This window comes from Rhodocytophaga aerolata, from assembly GCF_030503435.1.
GTDB lineage: Bacteria > Bacteroidota > Bacteroidia > Cytophagales > 172606-1 > Rhodocytophaga > Rhodocytophaga aerolata.
This window is the reverse complement of sequence record NZ_JAUKPO010000018.1, coordinates 39,134-52,071: the sequence shown is the minus strand read 5'-3', so window position 1 is coordinate 52,071 and position 12,938 is coordinate 39,134. Positions and strand designations below refer to the sequence as shown.

Annotated in this window: 12 protein-coding genes; 10 read left to right on the top strand and 2 right to left on the bottom strand. The window is 43.7% G+C overall.

Annotated features, from left to right (window positions below):
- Positions 1 to 96 precede the first annotated feature (96 nt).
- From Q0590_RS23905 to Q0590_RS23895, 3 genes are all read left to right on the top strand, one after another.
- A complete protein-coding gene (locus Q0590_RS23905) occupies positions 97 to 2,418 on the top strand; it encodes a PAS domain-containing sensor histidine kinase (RefSeq protein WP_302040142.1) in 2,322 nt (773 codons plus the stop codon).
- A 226-nt stretch (positions 2,419 to 2,644) separates the two neighbouring features.
- Positions 2,645 to 4,465 carry an SGNH/GDSL hydrolase family protein gene (locus Q0590_RS23900; protein ID WP_302040141.1) on the top strand — a complete coding sequence of 607 codons (1,821 nt, stop codon included), beginning with the start codon at positions 2,645 to 2,647 and terminating at the stop codon, positions 4,463 to 4,465.
- A 68-nt stretch (positions 4,466 to 4,533) separates the two neighbouring features.
- Positions 4,534 to 5,313: a 50S ribosomal protein L11 methyltransferase gene (locus Q0590_RS23895; protein ID WP_302040140.1), complete on the top strand. Its 780-nt coding sequence runs from the start codon at positions 4,534 to 4,536 to the stop codon at positions 5,311 to 5,313.
- Between the two features lie 227 nt (positions 5,314 to 5,540).
- On the opposite strand, the gene Q0590_RS23890 is transcribed toward Q0590_RS23895, so the two are convergent.
- Together Q0590_RS23890 and Q0590_RS23885 are read right to left on the bottom strand one after the other, a co-directional pair.
- On the bottom strand, positions 5,541 to 6,029 hold the full coding sequence (locus Q0590_RS23890) for a DinB family protein (RefSeq protein ID WP_302040139.1): 489 nt from the start codon (positions 6,027 to 6,029) through the stop codon (positions 5,541 to 5,543).
- Between the two features lie 124 nt (positions 6,030 to 6,153).
- The gene (locus Q0590_RS23885; protein ID WP_302040138.1) at positions 6,154 to 6,594 is read right to left on the bottom strand and encodes a DoxX family protein; all 441 of its coding nucleotides are present in this window, start codon (positions 6,592 to 6,594) and stop codon (positions 6,154 to 6,156) included.
- A gap of 315 nt (positions 6,595 to 6,909) precedes the next feature.
- On the opposite strand from Q0590_RS23885, the gene Q0590_RS23880 reads away from it, so the two are divergent.
- The 7 genes from Q0590_RS23880 to Q0590_RS23850 all read left to right on the top strand — a co-directional run bounded on the left by Q0590_RS23880 (position 6,910) and on the right by Q0590_RS23850 (position 12,741).
- Complete coding sequence (locus Q0590_RS23880) at positions 6,910 to 7,236, top strand: ArsR/SmtB family transcription factor (protein WP_302040137.1); 327 nt, start codon at positions 6,910 to 6,912, stop codon at positions 7,234 to 7,236.
- Complete coding sequence (locus Q0590_RS23875; RefSeq protein ID WP_302040136.1) at positions 7,226 to 7,723, top strand: SRPBCC family protein; 498 nt, start codon at positions 7,226 to 7,228, stop codon at positions 7,721 to 7,723. Before Q0590_RS23880 ends, Q0590_RS23875 begins: the two co-directional genes overlap by 11 nt.
- Before the next feature lie 320 nt (positions 7,724 to 8,043).
- A complete protein-coding gene (locus Q0590_RS23870) occupies positions 8,044 to 8,727 on the top strand; it encodes a response regulator transcription factor (RefSeq protein ID WP_302040135.1) in 684 nt (227 codons plus the stop codon).
- Positions 8,728 to 8,735: 8 nt separating this feature from the next.
- Positions 8,736 to 10,154 carry a HAMP domain-containing sensor histidine kinase gene (locus Q0590_RS23865; RefSeq protein ID WP_302040134.1) on the top strand — a complete coding sequence of 473 codons (1,419 nt, stop codon included), beginning with the start codon at positions 8,736 to 8,738 and terminating at the stop codon, positions 10,152 to 10,154.
- Positions 10,155 to 10,362: 208 nt separating this feature from the next.
- The gene (locus Q0590_RS23860) at positions 10,363 to 10,857 is read left to right on the top strand and encodes a hypothetical protein (RefSeq protein WP_302040133.1); all 495 of its coding nucleotides are present in this window, start codon (positions 10,363 to 10,365) and stop codon (positions 10,855 to 10,857) included.
- A 109-nt stretch (positions 10,858 to 10,966) separates the two neighbouring features.
- A complete protein-coding gene (locus Q0590_RS23855) occupies positions 10,967 to 11,902 on the top strand; it encodes a bestrophin family protein (protein WP_302040132.1) in 936 nt (311 codons plus the stop codon).
- Between the two features lie 170 nt (positions 11,903 to 12,072).
- Positions 12,073 to 12,741, top strand: a complete 669-nt coding sequence (locus tag Q0590_RS23850; protein ID WP_302040131.1) for a carbonic anhydrase — start codon at positions 12,073 to 12,075, stop codon at positions 12,739 to 12,741.
- The last annotated feature ends 197 nt before the right edge of the window (positions 12,742 to 12,938 follow it).

The window sequence follows — 12,938 nt, the reverse complement described above, 5'->3', positions numbered from 1 at the left end:
AAGACCCGTATAAACCAACAGGGAATTCTCCCAGTAAGTGGGATACATTTCCAGGATACGTTTACGTTAGTAGTACAACTTTTAACAACGCACTATATGCTTTTCCAAGAAGATAGTTCATCCAGCCATTCGCTGGAGGACCTTAGCCGGGAAGATCTTATACAGGAAGTTCTTCACTTAAAACAAGCCTTGGCTCTGGCAAAAGAGCGGACAGAATTGATCCTGCAGGCAACCAATGATGCCGTATATGAGTGGGATTTGCTGTCGGGGTATCTCTCCTGGAATGAAGGCTTTCTTCACCTGATTGGCTGTGAGCAACAAGCCATTGAGCATACCATTCATTTCTGGTCTGCTCACCTGCATCCGCAAGATTATGAAAGAGTTCAGGAAAGTCTGCAGGCACTATTTCAACAAGGCGGTACGCAGTGGGTAGAGCAATACCGCTTCCGCCGAAAAGATGGTTCCTATGCGTATGTGCTGGAGCGGGGGTATATCGTATATGCTGCCCAGAACAAACCAGTGCGTATGATAGGCACCTTGCAGGATGTTTCCAAGCAAAAAGAATCTGAACTTGCCCGGGAAGAGTTATCAAACGAGTATGCGTTTTTACTGGATGAAATCCCTTCCCTGGTCTTTAGTACGCAACCAGATGGACATGCCGATTTCGTAAATAAGCAGTGGCTACAATATACTGGGTCAGCGATGAAGCAGATAGTAGGCGATGGATGGACAAAGGCTATTCACCCATTGGATAGAGAACTCACCTTACAGACCTGGTATACGTCTGTTCAACAGGGTATTAATTACCAAATCCAACACCGCTTGCTCCGGCACGATGGGGTTTACCGCTGGTTTCAAGTGGATGCCGTCCCCTACAAAGATAAGCATGGCACAATCATCAAATGGTTTGGTACCTGTACCGATATTGAAGAGGTAAGACAAGCCAAAACGGAAACGGAAGATCAGTTGAACTATTTTTATTCACTGCTGATGGCTATTCCCAGTCCTATTGCAATTGTCAGGGGCCCTGAGCACATAGTCGAATTTTTTAACCCGCATCTGGAAAAACTCTTAGGTAATATTCTACAGGTAGGGGTTCCCCTGGCAAATTGCCTGGAAGGCTTGCCAGCCGGGTATTTCTTTGAAATGATTCAACAGGTATACCAGACTGGGGAAACAAGGGCAATTATTGAAATGCCTATCCAGCTTACCGGGCGGCAAGGCCCACCCGATGCCTATCATAATTTGCTGTTTCAGGCGATACGCAACAAGACGGGCGGCAGGAACGGTGTGCTGATTTTTGGCCATGATGTGAGTGAACAGGTAAACGCCCGGAAAAAAATCGAAGAAAGCCGCTCCCGGATAAGGAGTATTTTAGAAGGGATTCCAGCCATGGCCTGGACAACGGATGTACAAGGAAACACTACTTACTACAACTCTCACTGGTATTCTTACTGTGGAATCCCGGTAGGAGAAAAAGTAAACACCTACGAGCTTATCCACCCCGAAGATAGGCCAGCTGTATATAGCAGTTGGCAGGAGGCACAACGGAGCCAATCAATCTGGCAAGCACAATACCGCTTGCAAAGGGAAGATGGTACGTACCGCTGGCATTTGGGGCGAACTGTGCCCGTATTTGACTCAGAAGGCAACCTGCTGGAGTGGTTTGGGGTAGGTACCGACATTGAAGAGCAAAAGCAAACGCAGAAAATGCTGGAAAATACCCTGGCCGAACTGCATGAGAAAAATTTTGAATTAGACCAGTTCGTTTACAAAACATCTCATGATCTGAGGGCTCCGCTGACAACTATTTTGGGATTAGTGACCATTATCCGGGGGGAAGCCGAAGAAAGCACCAAAATGCAGTATGTGGATTTAATTGAAGGAAGAGTACAGAAGTTAGATACCTTTATTAAATCGATGCTGGACTATTCCCGCAACACCAGAACACCAGTTCGATCAGCTAGTATTCACTTTCCGGCTTTGATGGAAGAATGTTTACAGGAACTGGCAAGCCTGAAACATTTCGACCGGCTGCAAATTGCTACCCAGATTACCGGAGAAAACATTAATTCAGATCCGTTCCGCTTGAAAATCATTTTCTCCAACCTCATTTCTAATGCCATTAAGTATCAGGACTTTGCCAAACCCGACAGTTATTTACACATTCATATCACCCTTTCGCCGGGTCAGGCAGAAATTGTGTTTACCGATAACGGAGTAGGCATAGAGCAGGCTTACCAGGATCGTATATTTAGTATGTTTTTCCGGGCTACCGACCAGTCGGAAGGTTCGGGCTTGGGGCTGTATATCGTAAAACAAGCTGTTACGGTTTTGCAAGGCAGCATTACCCTGGAAAGTAAAATTAACAAAGGCACCAGTTTTAGCATTCATCTTCCCAATAAAGCCGCCGGTTAGTAAACGCGCAGCCTATCAATAGACGGGTTACTAGCTCAGTTCAACTATTCGCTAGTAGAAGCTAATCCTTTCAACTACTACTAGTCAGTTTTAAGGCTTATTGCACAGATTTGATTTTTGTAATCAGCAAGAATAAAAAGAGAAGATTCATTGGACGCATCTTTTAACTAACTTGCTATTTGCTAATCCGGCAGTATCCCTTTACTTTGGAGTAAATTGGCATCACATGTTCACTTACTCCCGATCTATACAGAAAACGCTTTTATTGCTGGCCACCTTTCTGCAAAGCCTGGCTGCCTTTTCTCAGGCTCCTGCAAACTATGTGTGGTGGAACCCTGCTCAACACGATTTTCCGGTAATTGAAGGGCAAGCCTGGCCTAACCAACTAGAACATCCTTACGACCGGCTCCCAGCATCAGCCCAGCAAACTGTCAGAAAAGAAGTATGGAATTTGTCGCGCCAGTCGGCTGGGCTGCTTATCCGGTTCCGGGCCAGTACCGACCAGGTAATTATAAAGTATATGGTGGAGGGGAAACATGCGTTACCACATATGCCGGCTACTGGCGTAAGTGGAGTGGATTTATATGCAGTTTCCAGTGATGGAGGCTATCTTTGGTGTGCCGGAAAATATACATTCGGCGATACTATTCAATACAGTTTTACCGGCCTGCAACCCAATGATACCTACCACCCAAAAGGACGCGAATACCGGCTATACCTGCCATTGTATAATTCTGTGAAGTGGATGCAAATAGGGGTGCCGCAAGGTGCAAGTTTTACCCCACTGCCAGTGCGGGTAGATAAACCAATTGTAGTGTATGGAACTTCTATTGCCCAGGGTGCCTGTGCTTCCAGGCCGGGTATGGCCTGGCCGGCTATTGTCGGCCGTAAACTGGACCGTCCCCTGATTAACCTGGGCTTTTCGGGCAATGGCCGGTTAGAAAAAGAAGTAGTAAGCTTGCTAGCACATATTGACGCTAAACTATACATACTGGATTGCTTACCCAATTTAGTGGCTAGCGTAGGAATTTCTCCTCAGGAAATAAAGCAACGCATCATAGAATCGGTGAAAATACTGCGGCAAAAACGCCCAACTACGTCCATCCTGTTAGTGGAACACGCCGGTTATACAGAAGGACTAATTAATCCGGAAAGACGCAAACTATATCAGGAGGTAAATGCGCTGATGCGGGAGGCCTTCGCCCAGTTGAAGATGGAATCCGTAGAGCAACTCTATTTGCTTCCCCAGTCAGAAATTAATCTGAGTCTGGATGCTATGGTGGATGGTACACATCCCTCGGATTTAGGCATGCAACAGTATGCCGATGCTTACGAAAAGAGAATCCGGGTTATTTTACAAGAACCCATCGGCACCTATACGACTATGCAGCCTTGCACTCAATCGAGAGATGCTAAGATTTATGATTGGGAAACCAGGCACAGGGACATACTAGCCCTGACTAAAACTAGCCCACCTGAAATTATATTTATAGGAAACTCTATTACTCATTACTGGGCAGGACAACCGGAAGCACCTATCAGCCGGGGAAAAGATTCGTGGAATAGCTTGTTTGCCTCCTCAAAAACGCAGAATTTAGGCTATGGTTGGGACCGGATTGAAAATGTACTGTGGCGGGTGTATCATGAGGAACTAGACGGGTACACAGCCAACCAGGTTATTATTCTGATGGGTACAAATAATTTGCACCTCAATTCAGATAGAGAAATAGTCGAAGGACTGAAATGGTTGGTACAAGCCATTAAAATCCGCCAGCCAAAGGCAGCTATTTTGTTACTAGGGATACTTCCTCGCCGCCAAGAAGAGCAACGGATTTCCCGCCTGAATGAAGGCATTGCCCAGGCATCTGGGGAGTTAAATGTAACGTATGCTGAGCCTGGCAGGGTGCTGCTGACATCAGAAGGCAAAATTGATGAAACACTCTTTACAGATGGCTTACACCCGAATGCGGAAGGGTACCGCAAACTGGCCGAAAAGCTTAGTTCACCTATGAAACCAGCACAACAAACCGGAAAACGTAAAAAATAAACTTTCTCCCTACGGAGAGCTGGGCCATACCAAACTGCAATAAGGTAGCTGGCAGCAACCTCATCCCTTTGGAAAGTATAGCATCGCAACACTTGTACCCACAACTTGTAAAAGGAAAGTCAATGTTTGCTCAAGAGAATGAAATACGTCACGTAACAGTTCAAGAGCAGAATATAACACTTGAGCTGAATCAATTTGTGTTTGCTCCTTCCCCCAACGGGTCTTTTTATGCGAATACACTCGGCATTTACCCTCAGGAACGGGTCATCGATATTGGTACAGGTTCAGGGGTACTGGCTATTTACGCGGCAAAAAAAGGAGCTATTGTCTCGGCTACAGATATAGAAGTGCCAGCCGTTGAACTAGCCCGGCGGAATGCGCAATTGAATGGAGTACCGGTAGAGGTAAGACTTGGTTCTTTGTTTGGAGATTTTGATGGGCCCTTTGAGGTTATTATAGCTAATTTACCCAATGAAATTGTTCCGCCAGTATACGCCCACCAGCTAGGCCAACAGTTAGCAGATACCTTTGATGGTGGAGAAAGTGGAAACCGGTTTATCTTAGAACTGTTAGATAAAGCAAAAACGTATATGCATGCCAAAAGCAGACTCTATCTACCAGTACATACATTAACAGACTATCATCAGGTACTGCAAACAGCCATTAGCTCATACAATGTTAAACTACTAGCCCTTGCGCAGTTGCCAGCTAAAGAATTTGTACAGCAAAACTTAGCCTATTATCTAACATTGAATGAACAAGGAATTATACGAGTGTTCAAGCAGGGAGATACCTGGTATACGAATGGGTATATCTATGAAGTTACCCTGAAAACTAATCCGGCGTGATACCTGTTTTTAACACTGAAATTTAGCCACCTGTATACCCTACTGATTTTTCCTTTGAATAATTGTTGAAAACACCTGGTAACGATTGAACTACTCTATTTGAAAACGGACAAACCTATTAGTGTTAGCTAGAAAAAACAAAGCGGAAAGGGAAGATACGTTCTTTCCTTCCCACTTATTTTTCAAAATAGCCGTATACCAAATTCCTGCAGCTTTTATAGACGCATCTACTCGTAACTCATGGGGCTCTTTCCGAATCCTTTACGCAGCAGGGCAATCTGACCGATATGATAGGCCATATGGTGATTAATAAAGGCCCACAATTCCCCACAAGAGGAAGCTACTTCATCAAAAGGAGCCACTGGTTTTTGTGCCAGCCCATCCGGTGTTAACTTTTTGAGGCATTCTCTTAACGGTTGGTACAGGCCATTCCATTCAGCTTTAATTTCTTCAATCGTAGGATATGGAAAATTATCTTTGGCTTTCGACTGGCCCATAACGGCAAATAAATCATTCCACTTAATTTCCGGATGCATACCTGCCATGGAAGCCAGGCCATATTGTGAATTCAACAGGTGGCCAGCCAGATACTTTACATGATTTATTTGCGGATGGCCCTGCAGCCGCTTGTTTGTTTCTTCATCGGAATAACCATCCAGCACATTCATATACAAGCGGTGGTGTAGATCAAATTGTGTAAGCAATAAATTTTTCATAGGTAGTGGGTAGGCGGTTTTCCGGCCTCTTTTAAAACCTTTTTCATGGCGTGCACTCTGCAATAAGGCCATTTCTTCCGTCTAGCAAATTAGTAGGTTACGAAAGCAAGAAACCAGCGTAGAATTAATGAGAAGATACAAGCCTTGGATTGGTATACGGCAGTGACTGGGCAGATGTAGTCACCGGATGTTTCTGTTTCAGGAGTTTATGGTACGATAGATAGGAGGTGATCAGAATAGCTAAAATGAATAGCGGGAAAAAGGTTTGTACATGCAATCCATCTACCATCCAGTGGCTAACAATGGCACTGATAAACGTGAAGGCGAAACCTGCATAGGCCCATTCCTTCACCCGTCCTTTAACAAAGGGCATCAGTAATGCAAGGGCGCCTGCCACCTTAAAAACAGTTAACAGAACCCGGAAGTAATCCGGATAGCCTAGGTGCCTGATACCTTCTACTGCTACTTCTGTATGAGAGGTAAGGGCAGGCATTACTCCTTCAAATAGAAAGAGGAGGGTGGTAGTGGTCCAAAAAATACCTTTGGTGATATTACGTGAGGTCATAGCTTTGTGTGTTTGATTAGTACAAAGTACGTGTATACAGAAGATTTTTATCGTGTGTGATTAAGGCATTCTTGCAGGGCATTTGCGGCAATTTTTTACTTATTATTATGCAGCTTCGGATGGCTAAAAACAAACCTGAAAATCCTATATGGTAAGGAAAGTAATAAATTATATAAGTGTTTTTTGTTGATCCATTATTGGTGTTCTACCTGACTAGGAGAGTGAAATATTAAATAAATAGTGAAAAATATTTTTTGCAACCAAGTAGTTGCGTATATTTGCAACTACTTGGTTGCAAATGATGATAATTTATTTATGAAACGAGACGTCTTTCAAGCCATAGCAGACCCAACCCGAAGGGCCATATTGCTGCTTCTGGCAACGCAAGCCATGACTCCCAATGCCCTGGCCGATAATTTTAATTCTACCCGACAGGCTGTGTCTAAACATATTAAAGTGCTCTCGCAATGTGAATTAGTAAAACAAGAAAAGATAGGCAGGGAAATATACTACCAGTTAGCGCCCAGTAAGTTGAAAGAAATGTATGTCTGGCTCGAACAGTTTAAAACCCTTTGGGAAAACCGTTTTACTCAACTTGATCAATTATTGACAAACCTAAAATCTACCCAACATGAACAGTAGTTTATCCATGAATTTTTCTGTAGACAAGAAAAACAGAAAAATTACCGTTGAAAGAGAATTTGCCGCCTCCCTTTCTCAAGTGTGGGCAGCATGGACAAGAAGTGACTTACTCGACCAGTGGTGGGCGCCAAAGCCCTGGAAAGCCAAAACTAAACTGATGAATTTTACCGAAGGAGGATATTGGCTCTATGCAATGGTCGGGCCGGAGGGGGAAACCCATTGGGCAAGAATGGATTATCAATCGATTAAAGCATTAAAGGAGTTTACAGCAATGGAAGGTTTTTGTGATTCACAAGGAGTAATTACTCAAGAACTGCCTCAAAATAAGTGGCATACAAGATTTAATCAAGCCGCAGAAGCTACCCTGGTACTGATCGAACTTACTTTTGATAGCTTAGCCGATCTTGAAAAAATACTGGAAATGGGCTTTAAAGAAGGCTTTAGTTCAGCTCTCGAAAATTTAGACGAATTACTTCAGACTACCTAACAGGTTCCCCTTCCAAAACAGCAAGCAGCGGGCAGATACTACCATCAGGTGTCTGCCCGCTGCTTTTTATACTGGAAATAATTCTTTATACAAAGAAGAAGCGCATTAGTAAAACTCATGGATAACAGGAACGTATAAAAGGTTTAGCTGTACCAGAAGTGCATGCTAACTTGCCAATTTCCGAATAAAATCCTGGTTTTCTTCAAGGGTAGGTTTGTAGGCTCGCTCATACACTCAGCTATATCTCATTGGTTTATTTAAGCAAAGGTATCAGGAGTATTCCCGGTAAAACATTCTGCGCTGTTGCTAGTTGCTGTAACATGGAAGCATTAAAAATACTATTAATTGAAGACGAAGCCAGCCTGGTGACCATGATTCAGCGGGGGCTCACCCACGAAGGGTATCAGGTAAGTGCTGCGATGGATGGACATTCCGGGCTCAAACTAGCCATCAATTATGAGTTCGATCTCATCTTATTAGATCTGATGCTTCCAGGTATGGCAGGTCTTGAGCTTTGCCGGAATATACGGGTAAAAAACAGCCAGGTACCTATTCTGATTTTAACTGCGTTAAGTACGCCCGAGAATATTGTCACCGGCCTAGATACCGGTGCCGACGATTATCTGGTAAAGCCTTTTAATTTTGATGTGTTGAATGCTCGCATACGGACGCTTATCCGCAGAAACAGAGGCATAGCAGCACACCATATCATCAAAATTGCTGATTTAGCCATCGATTTGGCCGCCAAAAGTGTAACCCGTAATAATCAGCCCATTACTTTAACCTCTACTGAATTCCGGCTGCTGGAGTTTATGGCTACTAACCGGAAACGGGTACTTTCCAGAATTGAGATTCTGGAACACGTTTGGGATATAAATTTTGACCTGGGCACCAATGTTGTAGACGTATATATCAATTACCTGCGCAAGAAACTCGACAAAGACTTCGAACCCAAACTCATTCAAACAGTTTTCGGCATGGGTTACATGTTGAAAGAACCCTGATTTTTAAGATGAATATACAAACAAAAGTTACCATACTGTTTTTCTTTCTGACCTCCATGGTCATTTTGTTCCTCAATGGGTTTATCTTTTTGTTTGCTAACCACTATGCCTTCGAAGATTTTTACAAACGCCTGGAAACCAGGGTTCAGATTGTGCGGTCTATTTATTCTAATAAAAACTCAGACAGCAGCCGGGTAGTGCAAAATATACGCCAGCAATACCTGGAAAAACTTCCCTCCGAGAAAGAATATTATTTACCCATCCCTTCCGGGGAGCAACTTATGACGTCCCTTCCGGAGGAACTACCCAAAGAATTCTTAGCAGACCTGCGTACAAACCAGAAAGCACGGTACCGCCAGGATAATAAATTTTTTGCCGGCACCCTCTACCGCAGTCCTACAGAACTCACCCTGGTGGTAGTATCGGCTACCGATCCGTATGGCTTTCAGGAGATGAATCATTTAAAAAACATCCTCATTCTGGGGTTTGGTATTTCTATTCTGGTGGTGTATTGGGTAGGAAAAGTGTTTTCTTATCAGACGTTTAAACCTATCCGGGAGATGATCCACAATGTACAGAATATTACGGCTCAGAACCTGCATTTGCGCCTGGAAACCAATGGGGGCAAAGATGAGGTGAATATGCTTGGGCACACATTCAACGATATGCTTACCCGCCTGGAAACAGCCTTTGAAATACAAAACAATTTTGTAAGCAATGCTTCTCACGAGTTGCGTACGCCCCTCACGGTTATTAAAGGAGAAGCTGAACTGGCGCTTCGGCAACCAGGCTTAACGGAAGCACATTTGTATTCGTTAGAGGTCATTCACCGGGAATCAGAAAAGTTGAATCAAATGATTACCGGCTTGCTGGGACTGGCCCAAACCGGCTTTGATGGCAAAAAACAAAACTGGGAAGCTATCCGGACAGATGAGTTGATCTGGCAGGTAAAAGAGTCGGTAGATCAGTTATACCCGCAAAACAAGATACAGGTAGATTTTAGTAAGTTACCGCCCGAGGAAGATGAACTGAAAGTACATGGCAATGCCACGCTGCTTAAACTGGCAATCAGTAATATTGTAGCCAATGCGTGCAAATATTCCTATAATCAGCAGGTAATTATCAGCCTGCAAAGTACAGACAAACAAGTAGTAGTTCAGGTAAAAGACATGGGCATCGGTATACCGGCACAGGAACTCCGATACGTTTTTGAACCTTTTTTCCGGGCTTCCAATACCAGTGATTTTGAAGGCCATGGCATTGGTCTGCCCTTGTCTATGAATATTATCCGGCTGCACAAAGGCAGCATACAAATTAATACCAAAGAAGGCAAAGGAACCGATATCAGTATTGTCCTGCCAGTAGCAGAGCCACACGTTATTAACCAGGTTGCCGCGCAGGAAATACCTGTTTCACAACGTTCTTAGCACAGGCAGTTTTCACAGATTTTTTGTTTCGTATTTTCAGCCTTGCGCCAGCATACAGCAGGCTTAACAGGCATTTGTGCAGGAAAAGCTACAGGTAGTTATACAACGGCACCCATCATAATTCTAATCAGATTTTAATAAGTTTCTTAAAAGTTCTTAATAACTGAAAGCTAGTTTTGTGTCATTGAAACAAATAACCAACTAGCCTATGAAGAACATTTTAATCCCGAGCGACTTTAGTCTGCAATCGCTGGCTTGCATAGAAGACCTGGTACATAAATTCCGCTCCGAGCAACTCAATATTGTATTTGTACACGTGTTTTTGCTGTCAAATTCGGTGGTCGATCTGATGCTGCTATCCCGCAGACGCAAAGAGTATAGCTATATCAGTGATGAATTCTGGAGTAACTGTAAGCGGCTGGAAAGCAGATACTGGCAGCAGATTAACTCCATTAAAGTAGATTGTTTCTATGGCAGCACCGTAGCTGTTTTTAAAAACTACCTGGAAAGCCATAAGATAGATTTAATTGTATACCCGCAACAGTATCATTTTCAGCAGTTAAGCAAAGAAAGTTTCGACCCTGCCAAGCTAATTGCCAAAAGTGGAAAAGAAGTGTTGATTCTACAGAAAGAGAAAAAACAAAAGCCTATAAGTCCATATGCCTGGGTTAAAAATATGACCTATCAATGGTCGTTAAATTAATTTCTTTAAAGAAGGCAGGCTTGAAGAATGAGAGTAACAATAAGCCTTTCCTCATTGGGAAGGCCACCTAATAACTAATTTTTTGATTGACGCTTAGATAACTGCCTATATGTTATTAAAAGAGAATATTCCGGTAAAATATGTACTGGGCAAAATAAAAACAGAAGTGATTGTGGTAAGTATCTATGCTATTGTGGTAGCCGTGGTATACAACACCTTTCATTTTACTCGCATTTCTATACCTATTTCAGTGCCTGCAATAATGGGCACTATTTTGTCTTTGTTACTGGCGTTCCGCTCTAACCAGGCTTACGACCGCTGGTGGGAAGCGCGTACCTTGTGGGGAGCTATTGTAAACGACTCGCGTACCTTAGCCAGGCAAGTGCTGGCATTTGTAGAAGATCCCTATCAGGCCTCCGAGGTTGAGTATTTCCGCGAGCGGTTTATTAAAAGGCAGGTAGCCTGGGCGTATTCTTTAGGGCAATCCTTACGCAAGCTCTCACCCCTGGCTGGAACAGAACAATTGTTAACCAAAGAGGAACTCGATTTTGCCAGACGGTACACAAACAAGCCCGTAGCCCTGCTGGAATTACATGCTGATGACCTGCGGATCGCCTTAAAAAAAGGATGGATCAACGAATATCAGCAAGTACACATGGAGCAAACCTTAACCAAACTCTGCGACGCCATGGGAGGCTGTGAGCGGATCAAGAATACGGTATTTCCGGTAACGTACAGTTTGTACATCCATTTCGCCCTGGTCTTGTTTATTGCCTTACTCCCTTTTGGCCTTATTGAGTTTTTTGGACTAGCCGAGATTCCATTAGTGATCGCTATTGTGGTCTCCCTTTCATTAATTGAGAAAATGGCTATTCATTTGCAAGACCCCTTTGAAAATAAGCCAACCGATACGCCTGTAACCAGCATTGCCAGGACCATAGAACGTGATTTAAGGCAAATGCTTAAAGAAAGCCACCTGGCTGATGATAGTAAACGTATGGAAAGAACTGAAAAGAATAGCAAATCAGAGTACTTTATATTATAATAGAATGGACTGGCCAGTTCGTATTTCCCTTTAGGAAGTGTAACTGGCCCTAGTCCTTCTTTTTCTTTTTTCACTACACGGTATAAGGTAAATTCTGTAAAGATTGGATTATATCCATAACGTGTGTATATTACTTACCTTCGCCTAACTCCTCTCAACAACAACGCCTTATGGAAAAAATCATCCGCGGAATTCATCACTTTCAAAATACGATTTTCAGCTCCCACCGCGAACTTTTTCAGCGGCTGGCTGGTGGTCAGCAACCGGAGGCGCTCTTTATTACCTGCTCCGATTCACGCATCAATCCCAACCTGCTCACCCAGACAAAGCCAGGTGAACTGTTTATTATGCGGAATGCCGGCAACATTATTCCAACATTTGGGGCAGCAAATGGGGGAGAAGGAGCTACGCTGGAATATGCGGTTACGGCGCTTGGTATCCGGGATATTATTGTCTGCGGACATTCGCATTGTGGCGCCATGCATGGGTTATTACACCAGGACAAACTTACCTCCATGCCCAGTGTAGTCAGCTGGTTGCAGCATGCAGACGCAACCCGCCGGATTGTGGAGGAAAAATATCCGGATTTAACAGCTGAGGAAAAACTGCTTGCCACCGTAAAAGAAAACGTACTGGTTCAACTGGCAAATCTGCGGACGCACCCAAGTGTGGCTGCCGGGCTGGCTATGGGTAAAATTACCTTGCATGGCTGGGTGTATCATATTGAAACCGGCAGTGTTTATGCGTATAACTTTGAGCAGAAACAGTTCTTGCGGATAGAAGAAGTAGGGACCATTATACAGGAAACAAGTACTAAACCACATCTGCAAAGTGTGTAAATTGATATAGAGGCTGTTTAAACTTATTAAACTATCAATTAAGTGTGTCCTAAAGCATATAATTTTGACCATACCTTCTTACTTTTTTGTCATTGCCACAGGGCAAAACGCACGTTTTGAGCCAGCCCAGTGCCTTGAGTAACAAAAAAAGTCTAGGATTCCCAAGCATGCGAATGCGAAAGGAACCAACGCAGTTG

Bases quoted from the DNA above. Each gene is read 5' to 3' on its own strand.
- Q0590_RS23905 (WP_302040142.1), top strand. From the start codon at position 97: ATGCTTTTCCAAGAAGATAGTTCATCCAGCCATTCGCTGGAGGACCTT.
- Q0590_RS23900 (WP_302040141.1), top strand. From the start codon at position 2,645: ATGTTCACTTACTCCCGATCTATACAGAAAACGCTTTTATTGCTGGCC.
- Q0590_RS23890 (WP_302040139.1), bottom strand. From the start codon at position 6,029: ATGAAAAATTTATTGCTTACACAATTTGATCTACACCACCGCTTGTAT.
- Q0590_RS23885 (WP_302040138.1), bottom strand. From the start codon at position 6,594: ATGACCTCACGTAATATCACCAAAGGTATTTTTTGGACCACTACCACC.
- Q0590_RS23880 (WP_302040137.1), top strand. From the start codon at position 6,910: ATGAAACGAGACGTCTTTCAAGCCATAGCAGACCCAACCCGAAGGGCC.
- Q0590_RS23875 (WP_302040136.1), top strand. From the start codon at position 7,226: ATGAACAGTAGTTTATCCATGAATTTTTCTGTAGACAAGAAAAACAGA.
- Q0590_RS23870 (WP_302040135.1), top strand. From the start codon at position 8,044: ATGGAAGCATTAAAAATACTATTAATTGAAGACGAAGCCAGCCTGGTG.
- Q0590_RS23865 (WP_302040134.1), top strand. From the start codon at position 8,736: ATGAATATACAAACAAAAGTTACCATACTGTTTTTCTTTCTGACCTCC.
- Q0590_RS23860 (WP_302040133.1), top strand. From the start codon at position 10,363: ATGAAGAACATTTTAATCCCGAGCGACTTTAGTCTGCAATCGCTGGCT.
- Q0590_RS23855 (WP_302040132.1), top strand. From the start codon at position 10,967: ATGTTATTAAAAGAGAATATTCCGGTAAAATATGTACTGGGCAAAATA.
- Q0590_RS23850 (WP_302040131.1), top strand. From the start codon at position 12,073: ATGGAAAAAATCATCCGCGGAATTCATCACTTTCAAAATACGATTTTC.